Source organism: Porticoccus sp. W117, from assembly GCF_030341905.1.
Lineage (GTDB): Bacteria > Pseudomonadota > Gammaproteobacteria > Pseudomonadales > Porticoccaceae > SCSIO-12696.
The window spans coordinates 18521-42172 of record NZ_JATAAF010000005.1 but is presented as its reverse complement, the minus strand read 5'-3'; the positions used below and the strand labels follow the sequence as shown (position 1 = coordinate 42172).

Below are 23652 nucleotides of genomic sequence, written 5' to 3'. Positions count from 1 at the left end.
TTCAACTTGCCAGCGGTGGGTTTATCGATCAAAGGGTACCCAATTCAGGGGTATTCATTTGATATGGGCCAAGATGCCGTCTAACTCGTCCAGACTGTTGTACTTGAACACCAGCTTGCCTTTGCCTTTGGCACTGTGTTGCACCATCACCGGCACACCAACCTGTTCCGACAGCTGATCTTGCAGGCGGACAATATCCGGGCTGAGGGCACGAGATTCTTTTTGTGTCGTGCCCTGCTCCTGCAGGCGGCGCACCAATGCCTCCGCCTGGCGCACGGTCATGCCCTTGGCCACCACAGAGCGCGCCGCTTCAATTTGCTGGCCACTTTTCAGGCCCAGCAAGGCGCGGGCGTGACCCATTTCCAGGTCACCGTGTTCCAGCAGACGGCGCACCTCCTCTTCGAGAGTCATCAGGCGCATCAAATTGGTGACCGCAGTGCGGGATTTGCCCACGGCAGTGGCCACTTCCTGCTGAGTGAGTTCAAACTCGTTCTGCAGGCGGATCAGTGCCTGGGCCTCTTCAATGGCGTTGAGGTCTTCCCGCTGGATGTTCTCAATCAACGCCATGGCGATGGCGGTTTCGTCCGGCACGTCTTTGATCAGGGTGGGGACTTCCGCCAGCTCCGCCATCTGCGCAGCGCGCCATCTGCGCTCGCCGGCAATAATCTCGTAACGGTTGTCGCCGATAGGGCGCACCACGATGGGCTGCATAATGCCCTGGGCGCGAATCGAGTTAGCCAGCTCTTCCAGTGCCTCCGGGTGCATATCCCGGCGCGGCTGGTATTTGCCCCGCTGTAGGAACTCCACCGGCAACTGGCGCAGCTGGTCACCACTGGCGGGAACCGCAATATTCACCCCTACATTGGGCTGTTCAACAACCGTTTGCGCAATTTCCGGGCTGAGCAGGGCATCGAGGCCGCGGCCGAGTTTGCGTTTTACCATGACCTTTTCCCCTTATGCGCTCATGGCCTGGCGGGCTTCCGCCCGGTGGCGATTGATGATTTCCCCGGCCAGACCAATGTACGCCAGTGACCCCTTGGAATGCTTGTCGTACACAATGGCGGGCTCGCCGTAACTGGGCGCCTCTGCCAAACGCACATTGCGGGGAATGTATACCCGGTACACCTTGTCGCCAAAGTGTTTGCGCAACTGCGTAGTGACTTCGTTAGTCAGGCTGTTGCGGGGGTCGTACATGGTGCGCAGGATGCCTTCGATCTTCAGATGCGGGTTGATCACTTTGTTGATCTGCTGGATGGTTTCCATCAGCGCCGACAACCCTTCCAGGGCGTAGTACTCGCACTGCATGGGGATAATCACCCCGTGGCTGGCGGTGAGCGCATTGATGGTGAGCATACTCAGTGCCGGTGGACAGTCGACAATGATGTAATCGTAGCGATCGCGCACCCGGGACAAGGCGTAAAACAAGCGGCTCTCTTTGTTGGCCACGTTAAGAAGCTCCACCTCGGCGGCGGTGAGATCCGAGTTTGCAGGCAACACATCGAAATTGCCGGATTCACAGCGGCAAATCACCCGGTTGATATCCGCTTCACCGGTGAGCACATCCAGCACAGTTTCTTCCAAGGCGTTTTTATCGATGCCCGAGCCCATGGTGGCATTGCCCTGAGCGTCCATATCCACCATCAACACCCGCCGGCCAAAGCTGGCCAGGGAGGCAGACAAATTAACGCTGGTGGTGGTTTTTCCGACACCGCCTTTCTGGTTGACGATGGCTAATGTGCGACTCACGCGCTATTCCTCGGTGTGAGAGATTTCAATCAGATGGCGCTCGGCGTCGACACCGGGCACCTGCAGTTGATGAGAGGCAACGACCTTATAGTGTTTTGCCAGGGCACTCAACTCATCTGTTGGCAGTTTGCCCTTCATGGCGTAAAAGCGACCATTTTCTGATGCCAGGTGATGACACTTTTCCAACATATCCGGCACGCTGGTAAAGGCGCGACTAAGCACCCCGCAGTAACCGCCGGAGCGCCCCTGAAACTGCTCCACACGAACCTGTTGCTCGGTCACATTATCCAGCTTCAACTTGAGGCGGGTCTGGAACACAAAGCGCATTTTCTTGCCATTGCTGTCGATCAGCTGAAAGGTCTTGTCCGGAAACACAATGGCCAGGGGAATGCCGGGAATACCCGGGCCAGTGCCCACATCGACAAAATGCTGCCCCCGCAGCAGGGGTGCCACCGCCAGGCTGTCGAGGATATGCAGATACAGCATCTGCTCCGGGTCGCGGATGGCAGTGAGGTTGTAGGCCTTGTTCCAGCGGTGCAGCTCGTCCAGGTAAGCGAGCAACAGGGCGATTTGCTGGTCGCTCAGGTCAAGGTCGAGCTGCTGTAAGCCGGTGAGGAGCTTAGCTTCGAGGGGGTGGTGTTCAGGCATGTTTGTTCCAGATTTGCTGCGTGCTGGTAGAGGCTGGACGTCGGAGGTCTGACGCAGTCGAGCTTGCGCTCGACATGGCAGACCGGACTCGCGAAGCGAGCGCTTCAGACATCCGACCTCTGACTTCAGGCCTCTCAAATTACGCGCCTTACTCTCCACCGTCATCCTGAGGAGCGCAGCGACGTGAGGATCTCCAAGCCATGGAGTTGTGATATCCTCACGGCCACTTTGTGGCCTCAGGATGACAATTGGAAAGCTATGCACTGCGGCGCTTCGCCGAATGTTTCTTCAGGTACACCAGCAACAGCGAAGCCGCCGCTGGCGTAACGCCGGGAATGCGCACCGCCCGCCCCAATGTCTGCGGTTTGGCTTCGCTGAGCTTTTGTTTCACTTCGTTGGAAAGCCCTTTCACCCCGTCGTAGTCAAAGTCCGCGGGAATGGCGGTATTTTCCTGGGCCTTGAGGCGGTCGATATCCTCTTGCTGCCGATCGATATAGCCGGCGTATTTGGCGTCGATTTCCACCTGTTCCGCAACTGCTTCAGCAACCTCGATTGAGGTATCCAGCGCGGCGATATCCCCGTAGCTCATTTCCGGGCGCTTGACCAAATCGTGCAGGTTGTACTCCCGGCTGATGGGGCTGCTGAGTATGTCTTTCAGCTGTTCCGCTTCCGCGGAACCGGGTTGCACCCAAGTGCTTTTCAGACGCTGCTGCTCGGCGGCAATGGCGTCGCGCTTTTCGTTAAAGTGTAGCCAGCGATTATCGTCCACCAAGCCCAGTTCACGACCTTTTTCCGTCAGGCGCAAATCAGCGTTGTCTTCTCGCAGCAGCAGACGGTATTCCGCGCGGCTGGTAAACATGCGGTAGGGTTCGCTGGTGCCCAGGGTAATCAGGTCGTCCACCAGTACGCCGATATAGGCTTCATCGCGACGGGGGCACCAGGGGTCTTTGCCCTGCACAGCCAGTGCCGCATTAGTGCCTGCCAGCAAGCCTTGAGCAGCGGCTTCTTCGTAACCGGTGGTGCCATTGATCTGGCCAGCGAAGTACAAGCCGTCGACAAACTTGCTTTCCAGAGAGTAATTGAGGTCTCTGGGGTCAAAAAAGTCGTACTCGATGGCATAGCCGGGGCGGGTGATATGGGCGTTTTCAAAGCCGCGAATGGAGCGCACCAGTTCCAGCTGTACATCAAACGGCAGACTGGTTGAAATACCGTTGGGGTACAACTCGTGGGTGTTTAACCCCTCAGGTTCCACAAACACCTGATGGCTATCCTTATCCGCAAAGCGAACAATTTTGTCTTCGATAGAGGGGCAATAACGCGGCCCCACACCCTCAATCACCCCGCTGTACATGGGGGAGCGATCCAGACCGCTGTGAATAATCTGGTGGGTGGTTTCGTTGGTGTGGGTGATGTAACAGCACACCTGTTGCGGATGCTGTTCGCGACTGCCCAGGTAAGACATCACCGGTAAGGGCTGGTCTCCCCACTGTTCCTGCATCACCGAAAAATCCACACTGCGGGCGTCGATACGCGGCGGTGTGCCGGTTTTTAAACGTTCCACCCGCAGCGGTAATTCCCGCAGGCGCTGTGCCAGGGACACCGAAGGCGGATCGCCAGCGCGGCCACCGGAATAGTTCTGCAACCCCACATGAATCTGGCCGTCGAGGAACGTGCCGGCGGTCAGCACCACGGTTTTTCCGTAAAACGACAACCCCATTTGGGTTTTGGCGCCCACCACCCGGTCGCCGTCCAAAATCAGGTCGTCCACTGCTTGCTGGAAGATCGACAGGTTGGGCTGGTTTTCCAGAATCTCGCGAATGGCCGCTTTGTACAGGGCTCGATCCGCCTGGGCGCGGGTAGCACGCACTGCTGGCCCCTTGCGAGCATTGAGTACCCGAAACTGGATACCGCCCAAATCGGTGGCGGTTGCCATGGCACCACCCAGGGCATCCACCTCTTTTACCAGGTGGCTTTTGCCAATACCGCCAATGGCGGGATTGCAGGACATCTGCCCCAAAGTTTCGATATTGTGGCTTAACAGCAAGGTACGGCAGCCCATACGAGCCGCCGCTAGGCAGGCCTCGGTACCCGCGTGACCGCCACCAACCACGATGACATCGAACTTGTCCGGATACTGCATGTTGCGTTACCACTGATGAAAAGGGGGGCAATTATACGGAAATTTTGTTTTCAGGGTTAAATACACTGATTAACTTATATAGTTCTTTCTTATAGAGAATGTTTTTTATATTAGTAGTAATTACTTAAGGAGCCGATTTCTGTCGATAACTGCTTTTATTGTTTTTATATCAGTGGCTTATAACACTCCAAAGCCTGCGGATAACCCTCGAAAAGCACGGGGAAAGAGGTGATTTATGTTGTGGGTAAAAAGGGCGGTTATCCACAGAGGAATGAAACGGTGATTTTTATCCACAATTATCCACAGCTCTGTCCCCGGATTGTGAACCGCTTTTGCCTGTTGTAACTCACAGCTTTATCACAACCCAGTGCATATAAATGAAACAGTAAGGTTTTCCTGTCGGCAAATTGCCATGGTTTTGATGGTTGTCAGTGGAGGACAATAATTATTTGCTTCGTCAGGTGGTTTTGTTTAAAATCGCCCGCCCTTTGGGTCAAAGCCCTTAATCGAATTACTTTACAAAGCTGTTTTACAACGGCTTTTTTATAACGGTATTAGCCATGAAAAGAACATTCCAACCAAGTGTTATCAAGCGTAAGCGCACTCACGGTTTTCGCGCCCGTATGGCCACCAAAAACGGTCGCCTGGTACTGAACCGTCGTCGCGCCAAAGGCCGCAAGCGTCTGGCAGCCTAATTTCGCCAACGCCGAAAAGGGCAGCAGTGTGCCCGAGCCAACCCAACCCACTTCCCCCAACAGGGACTTCAGCCGAGCCAAGCGGCTACTGAACGGGCCTCAGTTCCAAAGAGTCTTCGACGGCGCTGAGTGCAAGGTTGGCCATTCGCACCTGCTGCTGCTGGCCGCTCCCAACTCTCTCGACCACCCGCGCCTGGGTTTGGTCATTGCCAAGAAAAACGTTCGTCACGCCGTAGACCGCAACAAGGTCAAACGGGTTGCGCGCGAGTGTTTTCGCCATAGCCAGCTGGCGCTGGGGCCTCTGGATATTATTGTGCTGGCACGCCGGGGGATTGGCGAGCTGGATAACAGCCAATTGCACAAACTGTTTGAAAACGCGTTCAAACGCTTGTCACGCAAGGCGAACGGGCAATGAAAAAGCTGCTTACCGGGCCAATTCGCGGCTACCGGCGCTTTGTCAGCCCGCTGTTGGGAAGCAATTGCCGATTTCACCCCAGTTGCTCGGAATACGCCATTGAGGCCATTGAAGGCCACGGAGCATTAAAAGGGCTTTATCTCTCCGGGCGTCGCCTTATAAAATGCCACCCTTTCCACGAAGGCGGCTACGACCCGGTTCCCGGCGACGATAATAAAGGCTCCACTTCTCCAAAACCCGAATTTACTGATACTGAGAAATAAAGATGGATTGGCAACGCACCTTACTGTTGGGCGGCATAGGCATTGTTGTAATTATGCTGTTTCAGGAGTGGAACAAGTTTGAGCAGCAACACAAGCCAGTGGAAGATACTCGCACGGTGGTGGAAATTCCCACCGAGGCGGATACCCCGGACATTCCCAGCGAGCGAGTGGTGGCGGCTTCCTCCGACGATGTGCCCGCCGTTGTCTCCCGGCCCCAGCCGCAAGCTACTCCCCAGGCCAACAGTACGCTTATTTCGGTAAACACCGATGTTCTGGAAGTGCTGATCAACCCCTACGGTGGCGATATCGTCAAGGTGGCGTTGCCCCAATACCTGAACAAGCTGGATGCTGGTGAGCCCTATATCCTGCTCAACAAAACCAACAGCCAGACCTATGTTGCCCAGAGTGGTCTGATTGGCAGAAACGGCACCGACAAAAGCGGTGGTGTGCGCCCCCTGTTCAGCAGTGTTTCCAGCAACTATGAAATGAGCGGCGATGAGCTGGTGGTTGATCTCAATTACCAACAGGGCGATGTCACTATCACCAAGCGTTTTACCTTCCGCCGCGGCGATTACCTGGTGGATCTGGATTATCTGGTAGACAACCGCGGTGCTGAATCCTGGCAGGGCAATATTTACGCCCAGATCAAACACGACGCCACCCGCCCGGAAAGCGACGCCGGTTTTGGCATGCAACCCTACGTGGGCGCTGCTATCACCACGCCAGAGGAAAACTACGTCAAACTGTCTTTCGAAGATATTCGTGAAAAGCGCTTTGACGAAACCTGGTCCGGTGGCTGGGTGGCCATGTTGCAGCACTACTTTATGAGTGCCTGGGTGCCCCAGCAGGATGAGCAAAACAACTACCGTCTGCGCCAATTGAGCGGCGGCGAATACTCTTTGGGCTATATCGGCCCCAGCCACAGCGTGGCCCCTGGTCAGAGCGATGTACTGAAAACCCGTTTCTATGCCGGCCCCAAAGACATCAAACAACTGGAAAGCATTCACCAGCATCTGGATCTGACCATCGACTACGGTTGGGCCTGGTGGATTTCCAAGCCGTTGTTCTGGCTGCTGGATTTCTTGCATAACTTTGTCGGCAACTGGGGCTGGGCCATTTTGCTGTTGACCCTCTGTGTGCGTATTCCCATGTACCCGCTGTTTGCCAAGAGCGCTCGCTCCATGGCGGGGATGCGCAAAATCCAGCCGGAAATGCAGCGCCTGAAAGAACTCTACGGCGATGACCGCCAGAAGATGTCTCAGGAAATGATGGGGCTGTACAAAAAGCACGGCGTTAATCCCATGGGCGGCTGCCTGCCCATGTTGCTGCCCATGCCGATTTTCCTCGGCCTTTACTACATGCTGTTTGAAAGTGTCGAGCTGCGCCACGCGGACTGGCTGTGGGTGGCCGACCTGTCGGTAAAAGACCCGCTGTTTATTCTGCCGCTGATCATGGGTCTGACCATGTGGATTCAGCAAAAACTCAACCCGCAGCCCGCAGAAGCGAGCATGGCCACCGCCATGAAAATCATGCCGATCATGTTTACTTTTATGTTTATGTGGTTCCCGGCGGGGCTGGTGCTGTACTGGACTGTGAACAATGTATTCTCCATTGCCCAGAGCTGGTTTGTGAATAAAAAGCTGGGTGTTTAGTCGTGAGACGAAAGATGTGAGATGTGAGATGTGAGATGAGAGACGGGGCAGCTTTGGCTGCCCTTTTTCGTTTAGCGCCGCGCCTGCTACATCGCTGCCCGTCTTCCATCTCTCGTCTCTCGTCTCCCTATCCATTAAAATCCCCGCCATGACCGACCAATTCACCAACTTCAACACCGACACCATCGCCGCTGTGGCCACGGCTCCCGGTCGTGGTGGGGTGGGTATTATCCGTATCAGCGGGCCACGCACCCGCGATATTGCTGAGCGGGTAGTTGGTAACGTGCCACAGCAAAGGCTGGCTACTTTTGCTCGTTTTAAAGGCGCTGATGGTGTGGTGATCGACGAGGGGGTGGCGCTGTTTTTCCCTGGACCCAACTCCTTTACCGGGGAGGATGTACTGGAATTGCAGGGGCACGGCGGCCCGGTAATTCTCGATGCACTGCTCAACAACCTCTGTCAGATAGGAGCTCGCCCGGCGCGGCCAGGGGAGTTTTCCGAGCGCGCCTTCCTCAATGACAAACTGGATCTGGCCCAGGCGGAAGCCATTGCCGATTTGATTGATGCCTCTTCCGAGCAGGCAGCACGCTGTGCGTTGCGTTCCCTGCAGGGGGAGTTTTCCCAACAGGTTCATACCCTCACCGAGAGTCTGATTCAGCTGCGTATTTATGTGGAAGCGGCTATCGATTTTCCGGAGGAGGAGATCGATTTTCTTGCCGACTCCAAAGTAGGCCAGGATTTGCAATCACTGCTGGATCAGCTGGCCACTATCTTTGCCCAGGCCCAACAGGGGGCATTGATTCAGGAAGGAATGACGGTGGTGATTGCTGGCAAACCCAATGCCGGCAAATCCAGCTTGTTAAACGCACTGTCCGGAAAGGACAGTGCCATTGTTACTGATATAGAAGGCACTACTCGCGATGTACTCCGTGAGCGTATCCATATCGACGGTATGCCGCTGCATGTTATCGACACCGCCGGTTTGCGAGACAGCGAAGACGCTGTGGAACAGGAGGGCATCCGCCGCGCCTGGAAAGAAATCGACCGCGCCGACCGCATTTTGTTTGTCATCGACAGCAGCAAAGATTACTCGCTAGATGCCAAGGCCAACTGGCCGGATTACTTTGCCCGCCATCCGGAGCGGGACAACATCACCTTTGTGCTCAACAAGGTGGATATTTCCGGTATCGGCACAGAAGCCAGTGAGGATCAGGGCCACCCGGTGATTCGCCTGTCTGCTCGCCAAGGGCAAGGCATAGATGCACTTACTGGCCACCTCAAGCAATGCATGGGGTTTGCCGGTGTAGGCGAGGGCAGTTTTACCGCTCGACGTCGTCATATCGTGGCACTGGAAAAAGCCCAGGAATTTATGCTCAACGGTCAGCAACAATTGAATCAGGCCGCCGCCGGTGAGCTGTTGGCGGAAGACTTGCGTCAGGCCCAGCAAGCATTGGGGGAAATTACCGGCGCCTTTACCAGTGACGATTTGCTGGGTCGGATATTTAGTAGTTTTTGTATTGGTAAGTAGGTTTCGTTGCGGTTCGGAGCGTATTAGTCTTTTCCAGACACGCCGTTAATACGTCCATGTAGGCTCGGATGCGACATCCTTGTCGCATACGGTCTGGAAAAGACTAATACGCTCCGAACTTCAGAGTTCTATTACGCCGCTTATTTTTATGACTAACCAAACAAAGCAAGTCAGAAAAAACACAGGTATGTAATTGCTAACCTGCAGTCCCTTTACTGCCCTCTAAGAGCTCAATACATAAAAAATAATCCTCGTTAAAATCACATCTTAGCCACAGGATATCCACAGGGTGTGTTTAAAAATCAACCAGTTTTTAGGTGGTTTTCTGTGAATAGTTTTGCGCTGTAAAAAATCCATAAATATTTGATTTATAATAATAAATTTGATTTTTGGTGACTAAAAAATAATTTCTTTTTTATGTGGATAACCGCCTTGCCTCGCGCTATGCTTACCGCCTTTCATATCCATCCAATAAAGAACACTCTGTAAAAGAGCAACCTATATAAGAAAGGGGGGAGACGTTGGCCCAGTTACTTTGGGATAAATGTCAGGGGTATCTTCGCGACGAACTGCCGGACCAGCAGTTCAATACCTGGATACGACCACTGCAGGTGGATGCCACCGCCTGCCCAAAAACTATCGACACCATTCGCCTGATGGCACCCAACCGTTTTGTTCAAGATTGGGTATCTGACAAGTTTCTGCAGCGTATTCGCGAGCTGTTCCAGCAAGTGGGCGAAAAGGATTATCAGGTTGTAGTGGAATCCCGTGCTGCATCAAGCCCGAGCTTTGCTGCAAGCCAAGCGTCTGCTGTGGCGCCCGATAAAGCGCCGATCAAGAATTCTTCGATTCAGACCCCTCCGCTGGAAAGCCACCCGCCGGCCAACAAGCCAGTGGGGGAGGCCCGACGGTTCGCCATCGAGAAACCAGCGGCTTCTTCGGCGGCGCCCGTTACTGAACAGGTACTCAGGGCAGCGCCAAAAACGAAGTCAGCCATTGATGTGCAGGAAGTGGAAGGCGGCTTGCACCACAAAAGCAACATCAACGCCACCTTCACCTTTCAGTCTTTTGTAGAGGGTAAGTCCAACCAGCTGGCACTGGCGGCGGCTCGCCAGGTGGCGGAAAACCCTGGCGGCTCTTACAACCCGCTGTTTATTTACGGTGGTGTTGGCTTGGGTAAAACTCACTTGATGCACGCGGTGGGCAATGCCTTGCGCGAGCAAAAGCCCAACGCCAAGGTGGTGTATCTGCACTCCGAGCGCTTTGTAGCGGATATGGTCAAGGCACTGCAATTAAATGCCATCAATGATTTCAAGCGTTTTTACCGTTCGGTGGATGCTCTGCTTATTGATGATATTCAGTTCTTCGCCGGTAAGGAGCGCTCCCAGGAGGAGTTTTTCCATACCTTCAACGCCTTGCTGGAAGGTGGCCAGCAGATGATTCTTACCTGCGACCGCTACCCCAAAGAAATCGACCAGATGGAGGAGCGCCTCAAGTCCCGCTTCGGTTGGGGTTTAACGGTAGCGGTAGAGCCACCGGAGCTGGAAACCCGAGTGGCCATTCTGATGAAAAAAGCGGATCAGGCGAAGATGAATCTGTCATCTGAAGCGGCTTTCTTTCTTGCCCAAAGAGTGCGATCCAATGTGCGAGAGCTTGAAGGTGCGCTTAAAAGAGTGATAGCGAGTGCTCACTTCACTGGTAGGCCTATTGATATAGATCTGATTCGGGAATCCCTTAAAGACCTGCTGGCTTTGCAGGACAAGCTGGTGACGGTGGACAATATCCAGCGCACAGTTGCCGATTATTACAAGCTGAAAATGTCGGATCTGCTGTCCAAGCGTCGCAGTCGTTCTGTGGCTCGACCACGCCAAGTGGCCATGGCCCTGGCCAAGGAACTCACCAATCACAGCCTGCCGGAAATTGGCGATGCATTCAGTGGCCGCGACCACACCACCGTGTTGCACGCCTGTCGCAAGATCAAAGAGTTGCAGGAGAGCAACCACGAAATGCGCGATGATATGAAACATCTGCTGCGTCTGCTCACCACTTGATTTATTATTAGCAGGTTGGCTAAAAGGGCGGTACTGCCTCTTTTCTGATATTGCAAAAAACTATAAATTCATCAGGTTTAATAAAGAAGGGCGCTATGAAATTTACTGTATCCAGGGAAAGTTTTTTAAAGCCGTTGCAGTTGGTATTGGGTGTGGTGGAACGCCGTCAGACCCTGCCCATTCTGTCTAACGTGTTGATGGCATTGGATGACAAGCGCCTGTCTCTCACCGGCACCGACCTGGAAGTGGAAATTGTCGGCCATGTGGAATTGGAGCAAGGTGGCGAATCTGGTGAAATCACTGTGCCCGCACGCAAGCTGATGGATATTGTCCGCTCCCTTCCCGAGGGTGCGGAAATCAAGTTTTCTGAAAAAAATGGCCGCGCCATTCTGCAGAGTGGCCGCAGCCGTTTTACTTTGTCCACGTTGCCTGCCAGTGACTTCCCCAACGTGGATGAAGGCGAGGGTCGCCTGGAACTGAAGCTGCCCGCTTCCGAATTGAAATACCTGATCGACAGCACCGCCTTTGCCATGGCCCAACAAGATGTGCGCTATTATCTCAATGGCATGCTGTGGGAAGCCGAAGGCGATAACTTGCGCGCTGTCGCTACTGACGGTCACCGCCTGGCCATGTCTACCCGCTCTCTGGAAGCCGATGTCAGTGAAAAAATTTCCGCCATTGTTCCCCGCAAAGGTGTGATGGAATTATCTCGCCTGCTGGCTGAAGGCAACGACATCGTTATGGTGGTTGGCAACAACCATGTTCGTATTGGTGGTGATGACTTCCGTTTTACCTCCAAGTTGGTTGACGGCTCTTATCCGGATTACGAAAGAGTATTGCCAAGAGGTGGTACCAAAGAAGTGATCGGCGATCGTGCTGGCCTCAAGCAAGCCTTTAGCCGTGCGGCCATTCTCTCCAATGAAAAGTACCGTGGTGTGCGCCTGATGCTCAGCAACGAGTTGTTGAAAATCGTTGCCAACAATCCGGAGCAGGAAGAGGCGGAAGAAGAGATTGGCGTTAACTACAACGGCGAAGAACTGGAAATTGGTTTCAACGTCAGTTACCTGCTGGATGTGCTCAACGTGCTGCCAGGGGACAATACAAAATTTACCCTGTCTGATTCCAACAGCTCTGCGCTGGTGACTGACCCGGAAAACGAAGACAGTGTTTACGTTGTCATGCCGATGAGATTGTAAGTTTGATTCGTCATTGCGAGCGTAGCGAAAAAATCTCCCAACGTAACGACAAACTCTAAACATCGTATGTATATCAAAAAGCTGGATGTGCACCGGTTGCGAAACCTGGAGCAGATCCAGCTTTCTTTTTGCCCGGGTGCCAACCTTGTTTATGGCATCAACGGCAGCGGCAAAACTTCTCTATTGGAAGCGCTCTACCTGCTTGGTCGTGGGCGCTCTTTTCGCAGCCGCAATATTCGTAGCGTTATTCAGCATGACACACAGGACTGTGTGGTTTTCGGGCAACTCCACGACCCTGCTGGCGAACGGGATATTCACATCGGCGTTCAGCGTACCCGCAAGGGAGAGTTCCGCTTCAAAGTGAATGGTGAGGTGGTGCCTACTGCTGCGGCATTGGTAGAGGAGCTGCCTATCCAATTGCTTAACAGCCACAGCTTTGAGTTGCTGGAAGGCGGCCCATTAAACCGCCGACAGTTTTTGGATTGGGGAGTGTTCCACGTGGAACATGAATACCCAGGCCTTTGGAAAGCCTTTCACCGCTGCCTTAAGCACCGCAATTCACTGCTGCGACGTGATAGAATAGGCGGTCGCCTTGACGATGGAGCAACAGGGGAGATGGCGGTTTGGGACGAGGAGTTTGCTCGTCTCAGCGAACAAGTGGATCAAAGCCGCCAAGCCTATCTGAGCCAATTTAAACCGGTATTTCAAGACATACTGCAACGTCTTACCGAAGTTGCAGATATAGGCTTTGGCTACCAGCCCGGCTGGGACAGCCAACGACCGTTAATTGAAATACTGCAAGAGACGATAGAGCGGGATCGTAAAAGTCGCACCAGTAATTACGGGGCTCATCGAGCCGATTTAAAAGTAAAGGTAGCAGGCCGCCCGGCAGCAGAAGTACTGTCCAGAGGCCAGATAAAGACGGTAGTGTGCGCCCTGCGAATTGCTCAGGGTTACCTCTATCACCAGATTACCGGCAAGCAATGTGTCTATTTATTGGACGATTTGCCTGCCGAACTCGACAGCCATCACCGCCAGCGAGTGGGTCAGCTGTTGAATGAATTAGGGGCACAGGTGTTTATCACCGGTGTTTTTAAAGAAGATTTACAGGCCGCATGGCCGCAGGAGGGGAAATCTGCCATGTTTCACGTGGAACATGGGGTGGTTTCACCACTGGACTCCCTGCAATGAGAGCAAAAGGTAGCAGCGAATAATGAGTGAAGAACAGGATTACGGCTCCGATAGCATCAAAGTATTGAAAGGCCTGGACGCAGTACGCAAGCGCCCTGGCATGTATATCGGCGATACCGATGACGGTACTGGCCTGCACCACATGGTGTTTGAGATTGTCGATAACTCCATCGATGAAGCATTGGCGGGCCACTGCAGCGAAATTCGCGTCACCATTCACCCGGACGAATCGGTTTCTGTGTCAGATAACGGCCGTGGTATCCCCACCGATGTGCACGAAGAGGGGGTGTCCGCAGCGGAAGTGATTATGACCGTGCTCCACGCTGGCGGTAAATTCGACGACAACAGCTACAAAGTCTCCGGCGGCTTGCACGGTGTGGGAGTTTCGGTGGTCAATGCGCTCTCTAAAAAGCTGCGTCTTACCATCCGTCGCAATGGCCAGGTGCACGAGCAAGTATACCGCCACGGTGTGCCCGATGAGCCTCTCAAGGTGATTGGCGAGACCGCTGAATCTGGTACCGAAGTGCAGTTCTGGGCGTCGGAAGACACTTTCACCAACATCAATTTTCATTTCGACATCCTCGCCAAACGCTTGCGGGAGCTGTCATTCCTCAACTCTGGCGTGCGCATCGTGCTGGCGGATGAGCGCAGCGGCAAAGAGGAAATCTATGAATACGAAGGCGGCCTGAGCGCCTTTGTGGAGTACCTCAACAAGAACAAAAACCCGGTAAATCAGGTGTTTCACTTCACTACCCAGCGAGAAGAAGACGATATCGGTGTTGAGGTCTCCTTGCAGTGGAACGACGGCTTCCAGGAAAACGTCTACTGCTACACCAACAACATCCCTCAGCGGGATGGCGGTACGCACATGGCGGGCTTTCGCGCTGCCCTGACTCGTGGCCTGAACAACTACATCGAAAAAGAAGGCCTGGGTGCCAAAAGCAAGGTGTCTACCACCGGTGATGATGCCCGTGAAGGCTTGACCGCCATCATCTCGGTTAAGGTTCCAGACCCGAAATTCAGCTCCCAGACCAAAGACAAGCTGGTCAGCTCCGAGGTGAAAAGCGCTGTAGAGCAGGAAATGGGGGAAAAATTCGCCGATTACCTGCTGGAAAACCCTCAGGAAGCCAAGCTCGTAGTCACCAAAATGATCGAAGCCGCGCGCGCCCGGGATGCTGCCCGCAAAGCCCGTGAAATGACCCGTCGCAAGGGTGCCCTGGATATCGCTGGTCTGCCAGGCAAATTGGCTGACTGTCAGGAGAAAGACCCGGCACTGTCTGAAATCTACCTGGTGGAGGGTGACTCCGCTGGTGGTTCCGCCAAGCAGGGCCGCGATCGCCGTACCCAGGCGATCCTGCCCCTCAAAGGCAAGATCCTCAATGTGGAAAAAGCGCGCTTTGACAAAATGCTGTCCAGTGCTGAAGTGGGTACCCTGATCACCGCGCTGGGCTGCGGCATTGGCGCCCAGGAGTTCGATCCGGACAAAATTCGCTACCACAATATCGTGATCATGACCGATGCGGATGTAGACGGCTCCCACATTCGCACTTTGCTGCTGACCTTCTTCTTCCGCCAAATGCGTGAGCTGATTGAGCGCGGTTACGTCTATATTGCCCAGCCGCCGCTGTACAAAATCAGCAAAGGTAAGCAGGAACAGTACCTTAAAGACGAAGCGGCTCTGGAAGCCTTCCTGACTAACTCCGCCATGGAAGGGGCCAGTCTGCACGTTAACGCCGATGCCCCCGGAATTGCCGGTACAGCTCTGGAAACCATGGTGGCTCACTACCGCAAAGTACAGGGCATTATCGAACGCATGTCTCGTGTATACCCTCAGGAAGTGTTGCAGGAAATGGTTTACTTACCGGCAATTTCTGAGGAAATGCTGAAAGATGGCAGCGCCATGGCTGCATGGTGTGAGCAGTTAGCCCAAGGCGTTGATGCCGGTAATGGCGCCGGCAGCCACCGTTATAATGTAACAGTTTATGACGATGCCGAGCGTGGCCTGCATCTGCCACAGATCGAAATCGTTGCCCACGGTGTGCCCCACCAATACCGTATTAGCCAGGACTTTATCGCCAGTGGTGAGTACGTCGCTATCGTCGATCTGGGCAAAGAACTGCAAGGCTTGCTGGAAGAGGGCGCCTACGTCAAACGGGGCGAGCGCACTCAGGACGTTACCAACTTCGCTGAAGCATTGGCCTGGCTGATGAAAGAGTCCAGCCGCGGCTACAACATCCAGCGCTACAAAGGCCTGGGGGAAATGAACCCGGACCAGCTGTGGGAAACCACCATGGACAAGGAAAACCGCCGCCTGCTGCAAGTCACCATCGAAGACGCAATTGCGGCGGATCAGATGTTTACCTGCCTGATGGGTGATCATGTGGAACCGCGCAGGGACTTTATTGAGACTAATGCCTTGGCGGTGACAAATCTGGATGTGTAAGTAAGCGCTCACTTTTTGTGAAAAGCTTATAAGTAAGAAGGAGACGTAAAACATGGATGCGAAGCTACAACAACTACAAAGTCACTTGGATCAGTTAGCGCAAGCCGTACCCGATGAAAATATTGAGTTTTGGTTTGCTCGTGACATTCAGGAATCCCTTGGCTATGCTCGTTGGGAAAATTTTGCCACTGCAATTGGTAGGGCGATAAAGTCTTGTAAATCAACGGGTTATGATGAGAGTGATCATTTTCGTGGCATCACGAAAATGATCACTCTGGGCAAAGGTGGGCAGCGTGAAGTTGACGACTTTATGCTTACCCGTTATGCCTGCTATCTGATCGCGCAAAATGGTGACCCCCGAAAACCCGCTATTGCGTTCGCACAGAGCTACTTTGCCTTACAGACCCGCAAGCAAGAACTGATAGAAGACAGAATGCGTCTTCAGGCTCGAATGGAGGCCCGCGAACGACTCAAAGAGTCGGAAAAAGATCTGTCGCGGAATATCTATGAGCGGGGAGTGGATGATGCTGGCTTTGGGCGGATTCGCTCAAAAGGTGATTCTGCCCTGTTTGGTGGCAGCAGTACAAAAGCAATGAAGGAAAAATATGGCATTGTAAAAAGCCGCCCTCTTGCTGACTTTCTGCCTACCTTGACTATCGCCGCTAAAAATCTGGCAACAGAAATGACTAATCACAACGTAGAGCAAGCCAATCTACAGGGCGAGCGTTCTATTGCAAGTGAGCATATAAGAAATAATCAAAGTGTCAGAGGCATGTTGGGTGAAAGGGGTATTAAGCCGGAAGAGCTTGCTCCAGAAGAAGATCTAAAAAACTGGAGCGGCGAGTTAAATCGGAAGATAAAAAAGCGGTAAAGCAAACGCCGAAATTACCCAAAAAATAAACAGGGTTTAGTTGTGGAGAAACTACTGTGGACAAGGAAAACCGCCGCCTGCTGCAAGCCACCATCGAAGACGCTATTGCGGCGGATCAAATGTTTACCTGTCTGATGGGTGATCATGTGGAACCGCGCAGGGACTTTATTGAGACTAAAGCGTTGGCGGTGACTAATCTGGATGTGTAAAAGCAACGGTGCTGATTAATTACGCTAAGGTCATATTTTTAGCCTGCTCATTTTTTTGCGGGCAGATTTTTGCTGTCGAATTTGATACCTCTAAGCTAAACCCAGGCAGCTCAGCACTCGTCGAGTGGCTTGGCTACCCTGTTTATATTTACAAAAGAACAGAGGAAGAGAAGGATCATATTCAAAATAAAAAATTAGAAAAAAAGCTATATGAAAAAGCCATTTTTTTGCAGGCTAGATCTTATGGCAATGAATTCGCCAGTCGGCTGCATATGGGGCATGAGATTAGCGAGTCTCCATACCGTTCTTTAAAAGAGGATATTCTTGTTGTTTTAGGGTTATCTACATCTACTGGGTGTGCTGTCTCCCTGGTTCATGATGATAAAGAGCGCTTTTTTGATCCTTGCTCAGCAACAAAGTATGGCTTAGTTGCTGAAAGTCTTAATCTTTCGAGCCCTTACCCTTTACTGATACCACCACATAGCTATTCAAAAGATATTCTCAGCATCCACGAAATCATTGATAAAATAGATATTGTCGACTTTTCGCCAAATATTCTAGGGATGGATATAGAGCCCCATGAGAAAGCAGTAGAAGCAATCATATGGGGGAAGTCAGATGTGCTTTCTGAAATATTAATCACGGATCCAAAAGTTATTCACTGGCGAACGAAAATTGGTAGTGGCTTACTGTCTATAGCGTCAGGGAAAAATAACCTTGATGTAGTGCGGGTGTTAGTTAATGCTGGCTGTGATGTTAATCAGGTCTCTAATACCGGCTTATCACCCATACACTTTGCTGCATTTCGTTTCGATATTGAAATGGCTAAATATTTAATTACAAAAGGAGCCAGCTTGGATGGCGCAAAAGATAAGGGGGTTAAATCTGTTAGAGAATTCATGGTAGAGATGAACTCAGATAGTTTAATAGAAAAGATTGATGACTTTATCTATGAAGTAAATAAATAATCGCTCGTAGAATAAATCACCCCAAATACCTCTCCTCATCAAAACTCCTCACCCAATGGGGCAAGTAAACCGTAACCCCAGACGCAATCGTGCCGTTAATAAACCCCTCTGGAAAAGTGATCAATAACATCCAGGGTAAATAAGTGTCGGCAATCTTTAACAGTACGGCCTCGCCGGAAAGCAACATCAATCCGTACAGCAAAAACGTTGTTATCAGACGCGCCACAATGGCGCCGGCAAAACCGACGCCGAGCATATAGGCAAACAAGTTCTTTTGCGGCAGGCGGCTGACAATTTTCAGGCAGGCGGCGCTTACCAGGATTGGCGGCAGGATGCCCAGGCTGTAGTTCACCGCAAAGGCAATCCACTGAACATCCCTATTCACCAGTGTGTACAACACAAGCGCCAAGCCAGAGGCGATCAGTGTCGGACTGACGCCAATTAACATCACCACCACGGTGACGGCAAACAAATGGATACCGAAGGGGTGGTCACCCAGTTGTGCCGCCAGCATCCAGATCAATGCCATTGCCACGGCAGAGCCCAGTACCAGATGTTGCCGCAGCGGCACTGCCAGCACTTTGCGCAGGGGGAATTGCCAAATAGCTGTGCTAAGGCAAAAGATCAGTAATGGCCAGCACAACCAGTGCCAAAACGCAGGGAACAGATCGGTGTAAAAAGTCACAAGGTAAATCTCGGCAGTGCAGGGCACCATTGTAGCCGCTGGTCTATGCTTTCGTTAATGGCAGCTACAGGCTGGGGGAAATATGAAGGTACGCGTATTGGTGGGCACCCGCAAAGGGGCATTTATCCTCACTTCAGACGAGGCTCGGCAACAATGGGATGTCAGCGGCCCTCACTTCGCCGGTTGGGAGATCTACCACATCAAGGGCTCTGCGGCAGATACGAACCGCATTTACGTGTCTCAAAGCAGCGGCTGGTTCGGCCAGATTATTCAGCGTTCTGACGATGGCGGCGCCAGCTGGTATCAGCCCGGCACGCCAGCCGGAGAGCAAGTTGACGCTGAGCAAGGTATGCCTCAGGGGGAGAGCAATAAGTTTGTCTACGACATCTCCGAGCAGACTGGCAAACCCCTGGCCACTCACCAGAGTCACGATGGCAGTCAGCACCCTTGGGAGTTCAAGCGGGTGTGGCATCTGGAACCATCCCCCAGCGACCCGGATATCGTTTATGCCGGGGTGGAAGATGCAGCGCTGTTTGTGTCGCGGGACGGCGGTCAGAATTGGCAGGAGCTGGCGGCGTTGCGGGATTGCTCTGGCAGCCAGTGGTCCCCCGGCGCCGGGGGTATGTGCTTGCACAGTATTCTGCTGGATGAAGACAATCCGCAACGCATCTTCGTGGCTATTTCCGCCGCTGGTGTATTTCGTACCGATGACGGTGGCCAAAGCTGGAAGCCCATCAATCGTGGCCTGGTGTCCAATTACATCCCCGACCCGGAAGCGGAGGTAGGCCATTGTGTGCACAGCATCGCCCGCCATCGGGCGCAGCCAGATGTGTTGTTTATGCAAAAGCACTGGGATGTGATGCGCAGCGATAACGCCGGTGATTTGTGGCAGGAGGTTAGCGGCAACCTACCCAGCGATTTTGGCTTCCCCATTGAAGTGCATGCCCACGAGCCGGAAACCATCTACGTGATTCCCATTAAAAGCGATTCGCTGCACTATCCCCCGGATGGCAAATTGCGGGTGTACCGCAGTCGCACCGGTGGTGAAAGTTGGTGTGCACTTACTAACGGTTTGCCTCAGAAAAACTGCTATGTCAATGTACTGCGTGATGCCATGGCGGTGGATTCCATGCCTTCCTGTGGCATCTACTTTGGGACTACAGGTGGCCAGGTGTACGCTTCCGCAGACAGTGGCGACAGCTGGCACGCCATTGTTCGCGACCTGCCTGCAGTACTCTCGGTAGAGGTGCAAACCCTGCCATGATCCGGGTTGTGTTGCCCTACCATCTGAAGAATCTCGCGGCGGTGGACGACGAAGTGACGGTGGCAGTAATCGGGGAGGTGACCCGCGATTCTGTTCTCGATGCTTTGGAAAGTCTCTACCCTATGTTGCGCGGTACCATTCGCGATCACCAGAGCAAACAGCGCCGCCCCTATATCCGCTTTTTCGCCTGCCAGCAGGATTGGTCATTTCGCCCAGGTGATGAGGCTCTGCCTGCTGAAGTCGCTGAAGGCCGAGAGCCGTTTTTAATTGTCGGTGCGATTGTGGGTGGTTAAAGGTAAGAAGGATTACATCGGTATTTAGAAATTGTCATCGCGAGCGCAGCGAAGCGATCCAGTGGCTTTGTCTATAAATCAGCGTGTAAAAGACACTGGATTGCTTCGCTGCGCTCGCAATGACGGTTTGAATTAAAAAGGAGAAAAATAATGAAAAGCCTTTGGAAAATCATCAACCTCAGAACCTTGCTGGTTACGGTAACCGCAATTATCTCCACTTGGCTCTGTATCAAATATCAGGTAACCGCCAACTTCCCCTTGACCCTGGTGGCCACGGCAGTGGTTTTTCCGGTGGTGTTTTCCATTAACGGTGCCTACAAGCGACGGGAAAAAGCGCTGACAGAGTACAGCGCGTTAAAGTCCAACGGTCGCGCTATTTTCTTTGCCGCTCGCGACTGGCTGGAAAACCCCAGCCCGGAGTTGCTGCAAAATTCTCGTGATCAATTGCAGGCCGTTCTCAGTGCTACCAGTGCGATGCTGTCTGACAGCGACAAGAACTTGCGACAAAACGAAGAGGTGGTTTATCGCAACTTTTCCCAGCTGTCTCGTTTTATAAAAACTGATTTGCGGGGCAACGGCCTGGCCAGTGGCGAAGTGTCTCGTTGCAATCAGTACTTGAGCAAAATGTTGTTTGCGTTTGAAAACATAAAACACATATACCAGTACCGAACCCCAAAAACCCTGCGTACGTTCAGTGCGGTGTTTATCAGCTTGCTGCCAATTATTTACGGCCCGTACTTTGCCAGCCAGGCGTCAGGCTACTCCCACTATGTAACCTACGCCATGCCGATACTGTTTTCACTGGTGTTGGTGAGCCTGTCGAATATCCAGGCTCACCTGGAGAACCCTTTTGACCAGATTGGAGAGGACGATATTCAATTCCATGTGGATGCGTTTGCCAAAAATTTATACGACTAAATTCTTCCAACACCACACAAAAAAAGCCACAGCCCACTGGCGTAGCCAGCGGGGTGTGGTCAAGGGGATACAATCTTTGGTGTGGGGCATTAGTGCATTAATGAATTAGTGCAGTTCCGCAACCCGTTTGCCGTCTTCGACACTGTTCTGTTCGGAAGCCTTGGTAGCGATGGCAACCACATTGCCAAGTTCGTCTTTAACCAAGCTGCCTTCGGAGGCGCCGCGTACATAAAAGCCTTTCCGTTGGGCGGTTAACAGTGGCAGCGTGTCGTCACCGGGGTTGTACACTTTCAATTCGCCGGTGTGATCTGCCAGGTAAAAAGGCAGTTCCAAACGCTTGGCTACATCGGTATCCGACGGTGAGAAAAAGCGGTTCTTATGGCTGACACGGCCATGGGTTTGCCACAGTGCCACCGCTTTGCCGAACTCGCTATCGGGCAGCATCGTGGTGATTTCATCGTGGCCGCGGTGGCCAACGGTATAGGTGTAGTAGTAGAGACCGTCTTTTTCCAAAACGGTGCCCATGTACTCACGGTCTTTGCGGATGGAATCCGGATTAAAACGATTGGCTGCCGCGGTTACCGCCGCCACCTCTGTGGCGTAGGGCTGTTGTACCAAACGGGTTTCGTCAGCGAAGCTGACACTGGCAAAAGCCACCAGGGCGGAAGCCAGACCGAGCAGGCCAGTAATTTTCAAAAAGCGGTTTTTCGAGTGGTTGTTTTTCAGAGTAGTCATGGTGGGGTCTCCTGTATCGTCTCTCTGTGGCTATATAGACGCAGCGAAAAACAATTTCGGATGCGCCAGAGGCAAAAAAAATTAAAAAATTTTTTTCAGCACTTCAAAAAGTGCTTTGTTGCCATCAGCTCTGCTAATATTAACCAAGCTAATCCATTGATAAATCGATATTAATGAATCCTTAATATTACTTTTTGTAATAACTGGAAGATTGAGATGCCACGACAATTGCCGTCTTTAAATGCTGTGCGCGTGTTTGAAGCTGCGGCCAAACTCGGTAGTTTTACTCGCGCTTCACAAGAATTGAACATTACACAGGGGGCCGTCAGCCGCCAGATTGCACTGCTGGAAGAACAGTTGGGCTGCACTTTGTTTGACCGCCTTGGTCCCAAGATCAGCCTTAACAGCAATGGTCGGCAATACGCTGAGGTAGTGGAAGAGTCACTGCAGATTCTGCGCAAGGGTACTGCGCGTATACGCCAGGACAGAACATCAGGCTGTATCCTGGTGAGCATTTTGCCCAGTTTTGCCAGCTACTGGCTGATGGCGCGTCTGGCGGACTTTGAGAAACAACACCCGCAAATTTGCCTGCGCCTGGCGGCGTCGCACCGCAATGTGGACTTTAGCCAGGAGGCGGATGTGGATATTGCCATCCGCCTTGGTGATGGTAATTGGCCGGGCCTTTATATAAAGCGAATTACAAACGACCAGCTGGTGCCGGTGTGTACGCCAGAGCTGGCGAAAAAGGTAAAAACACCAGCGGATATAAAAAAGCTTCCACTACTGATGGAAACCAAGCGCTACGATGAATGGCGCCGCTGGTTCAAACAACAGCGCATTCGCTACCAGGTCAGTAAGCAGCGCACCTATGACGACACAGGAATACAGATACAGGCAGCAGTGGACGGCTTGGGGGTAATGCTGGCGCGGGAGAGCTTTGTGGCCAATTACCTGAAAAGTGGTGGCTTGGTAAAAGTAGTTGATCGTCCTATGGAATCGAACTTCCAGTACTTTTTTGTATGCCCGGAATCGCATCTGGCAGATGCCAACGTGCAGGCATTTCACGATTGGCTACTCTCCTGTAGGGAGCCCGGTAATTAATGGCGGGCGCGTTATACAGCATCGGCTATGCCACCAAGCCGGTAGATACTTTTATTAAGCAGTTGGCTAATTACCGTATCGGCGCCATTGCCGATGTGCGTTCAGTGCCTTACAGCAAACGCTTTCATCAGTACCACCGGGAAACCCTTAAAGGAATATTAAAAAGCCATGGCATTCATTACGTGTATCTGGGTGATGAGCTGGGGCCGCGTTCCAAAGACGACAACCACTACAATGAGTGTGGGCAGGTGCAATTTGATCGCCTGATGAATTCTGATCTTTTTCATCAGGGTATAGAAAGGTTACAAAATGGCTTGGCCAAAGATATGAATATTGCCCTGCTGTGCGCTGAAAAAGATCCAGCCCAATGCCATCGCAGCTTATTGGTGGGCTATTACCTGCGTCGCAAACTGAATATGGAGCTTGCGCATATTCATCACGATGGCGAACTGGAATCCCAACAAAAACTTGAACAACGCCTGGCTGTTTTTCTGGGCACCACCGGCGATTTGTTTTCCACCCCGGAACAGCAATTGGAATTGGCCTGGGAAAAACAGTGTGCATTAACTTCGTATATAAAGCCGGAAAGTGAAGATTAAAAATTTTGTGTTATTTGAAAAATAAACCCGCTAAAAAATTT

The 23652-nt window shown here is 52.5% G+C and carries 22 protein-coding genes and 1 pseudogene; 17 read left to right on the top strand and 6 right to left on the bottom strand.

Going from position 1 to position 23652, the window contains the following annotated elements; genetic code table 11:
* Positions 1-54 precede the first annotated feature (54 nt).
* From QSV34_RS05395 to mnmG, 4 genes are all read right to left on the bottom strand, one after another.
* A complete protein-coding gene (locus QSV34_RS05395) occupies positions 55-942 on the bottom strand; it encodes a ParB/RepB/Spo0J family partition protein (protein WP_289152651.1) in 888 nt (295 codons plus the stop codon).
* Between the two features lie 12 nt (positions 943-954).
* Positions 955-1746 (bottom strand): ParA family protein, encoded by a 792-nt coding sequence (locus QSV34_RS05390; protein WP_289152649.1) that lies wholly within the window; start codon positions 1744-1746, stop codon positions 955-957.
* Positions 1747-1749: 3 nt separating this feature from the next.
* On the bottom strand, positions 1750-2394 hold the full coding sequence (rsmG, locus tag QSV34_RS05385) for a 16S rRNA (guanine(527)-N(7))-methyltransferase RsmG (RefSeq protein ID WP_289152647.1): 645 nt from the start codon (positions 2392-2394) through the stop codon (positions 1750-1752).
* A 256-nt stretch (positions 2395-2650) separates the two neighbouring features.
* Positions 2651-4534, bottom strand: coding sequence for a tRNA uridine-5-carboxymethylaminomethyl(34) synthesis enzyme MnmG (mnmG, locus tag QSV34_RS05380; protein WP_289152646.1), 1884 nt, complete (start codon positions 4532-4534; stop codon positions 2651-2653).
* Between the two features lie 560 nt (positions 4535-5094).
* Between mnmG and rpmH the strand changes: the two genes are divergently transcribed.
* The 12 genes and pseudogenes from rpmH to QSV34_RS05320 all read left to right on the top strand — a co-directional run bounded on the left by rpmH (position 5095) and on the right by QSV34_RS05320 (position 18016).
* Positions 5095-5229 carry a 50S ribosomal protein L34 gene (gene rpmH / locus QSV34_RS05375; protein WP_289152645.1) on the top strand — a complete coding sequence of 45 codons (135 nt, stop codon included), beginning with the start codon at positions 5095-5097 and terminating at the stop codon, positions 5227-5229.
* 28 nt (positions 5230-5257) lie between these two features.
* Positions 5258-5644, top strand: coding sequence for a ribonuclease P protein component (rnpA, locus tag QSV34_RS05370; RefSeq protein ID WP_289152644.1), 387 nt, complete (start codon positions 5258-5260; stop codon positions 5642-5644).
* Positions 5641-5907 carry a membrane protein insertion efficiency factor YidD gene (gene yidD / locus QSV34_RS05365; protein WP_289152642.1) on the top strand — a complete coding sequence of 89 codons (267 nt, stop codon included), beginning with the start codon at positions 5641-5643 and terminating at the stop codon, positions 5905-5907. The genes rnpA and yidD overlap by 4 nt, the downstream gene beginning before the upstream one ends.
* Positions 5908-5909: 2 nt before the next feature.
* The gene (gene yidC / locus QSV34_RS05360) at positions 5910-7559 is read left to right on the top strand and encodes a membrane protein insertase YidC (protein ID WP_289152641.1); all 1650 of its coding nucleotides are present in this window, start codon (positions 5910-5912) and stop codon (positions 7557-7559) included.
* 148 nt (positions 7560-7707) lie between these two features.
* Positions 7708-9087 (top strand): tRNA uridine-5-carboxymethylaminomethyl(34) synthesis GTPase MnmE, encoded by a 1380-nt coding sequence (gene mnmE, locus QSV34_RS05355; protein ID WP_289152639.1) that lies wholly within the window; start codon positions 7708-7710, stop codon positions 9085-9087.
* Positions 9088-9608: 521 nt separating this feature from the next.
* Positions 9609-11138, top strand: coding sequence for a chromosomal replication initiator protein DnaA (gene dnaA, locus QSV34_RS05350; RefSeq protein WP_289152637.1), 1530 nt, complete (start codon positions 9609-9611; stop codon positions 11136-11138).
* Positions 11139-11233: 95 nt separating this feature from the next.
* Positions 11234-12334, top strand: coding sequence for a DNA polymerase III subunit beta (gene dnaN / locus QSV34_RS05345; RefSeq protein ID WP_289152635.1), 1101 nt, complete (start codon positions 11234-11236; stop codon positions 12332-12334).
* A gap of 66 nt (positions 12335-12400) precedes the next feature.
* Positions 12401-13525 (top strand): DNA replication/repair protein RecF, encoded by a 1125-nt coding sequence (gene recF / locus QSV34_RS05340; protein WP_289152633.1) that lies wholly within the window; start codon positions 12401-12403, stop codon positions 13523-13525.
* Between the two features lie 22 nt (positions 13526-13547).
* Entirely contained in the window at positions 13548-15968 is a 2421-nt protein-coding gene (gyrB, locus tag QSV34_RS05335) for a DNA topoisomerase (ATP-hydrolyzing) subunit B (RefSeq protein WP_289152632.1), read from the top strand.
* Positions 15969-16020: 52 nt separating this feature from the next.
* Entirely contained in the window at positions 16021-16839 is an 819-nt protein-coding gene (gene dinD / locus QSV34_RS05330) for a DNA damage-inducible protein D (protein ID WP_289152630.1), read from the top strand.
* A gap of 47 nt (positions 16840-16886) precedes the next feature.
* Positions 16887-17048, top strand: a pseudogene (locus QSV34_RS05325) (hypothetical protein); the annotation flags it as partial.
* A gap of 8 nt (positions 17049-17056) precedes the next feature.
* Positions 17057-18016, top strand: coding sequence for an ankyrin repeat domain-containing protein (locus tag QSV34_RS05320; RefSeq protein WP_289152626.1), 960 nt, complete (start codon positions 17057-17059; stop codon positions 18014-18016).
* Between the two features lie 16 nt (positions 18017-18032).
* On the opposite strand, the gene QSV34_RS05315 is transcribed toward QSV34_RS05320, so the two are convergent.
* Positions 18033-18701, bottom strand: a complete 669-nt coding sequence (locus tag QSV34_RS05315) for an energy-coupling factor ABC transporter permease (protein ID WP_289152624.1) — start codon at positions 18699-18701, stop codon at positions 18033-18035.
* A gap of 82 nt (positions 18702-18783) precedes the next feature.
* On the opposite strand from QSV34_RS05315, the gene QSV34_RS05310 reads away from it, so the two are divergent.
* From QSV34_RS05310 to QSV34_RS05300, 3 genes are all read left to right on the top strand, one after another.
* A complete protein-coding gene (locus QSV34_RS05310) occupies positions 18784-19965 on the top strand; it encodes a WD40/YVTN/BNR-like repeat-containing protein (protein WP_289152623.1) in 1182 nt (393 codons plus the stop codon).
* Entirely contained in the window at positions 19962-20258 is a 297-nt protein-coding gene (locus tag QSV34_RS05305) for a MoaD/ThiS family protein (RefSeq protein ID WP_289152622.1), read from the top strand. Before QSV34_RS05310 ends, QSV34_RS05305 begins: the two co-directional genes overlap by 4 nt.
* A gap of 150 nt (positions 20259-20408) precedes the next feature.
* Positions 20409-21176, top strand: coding sequence for a hypothetical protein (locus tag QSV34_RS05300; RefSeq protein ID WP_289152620.1), 768 nt, complete (start codon positions 20409-20411; stop codon positions 21174-21176).
* Between the two features lie 105 nt (positions 21177-21281).
* Here QSV34_RS05300 and QSV34_RS05295 read toward each other — a convergent pair whose 3' ends face one another.
* On the bottom strand, positions 21282-21911 hold the full coding sequence (locus tag QSV34_RS05295) for a DUF4329 domain-containing protein (protein ID WP_289152618.1): 630 nt from the start codon (positions 21909-21911) through the stop codon (positions 21282-21284).
* Between the two features lie 216 nt (positions 21912-22127).
* Between QSV34_RS05295 and gcvA the strand changes: the two genes are divergently transcribed.
* Positions 22128-23012 (top strand): transcriptional regulator GcvA, encoded by an 885-nt coding sequence (gene gcvA / locus QSV34_RS05290; RefSeq protein WP_289152616.1) that lies wholly within the window; start codon positions 22128-22130, stop codon positions 23010-23012.
* Complete coding sequence (locus tag QSV34_RS05285; protein ID WP_289152614.1) at positions 23012-23611, top strand: DUF488 domain-containing protein; 600 nt, start codon at positions 23012-23014, stop codon at positions 23609-23611. The genes gcvA and QSV34_RS05285 overlap by 1 nt, the downstream gene beginning before the upstream one ends.
* Positions 23612-23652: the final 41 nt, after the last annotated feature.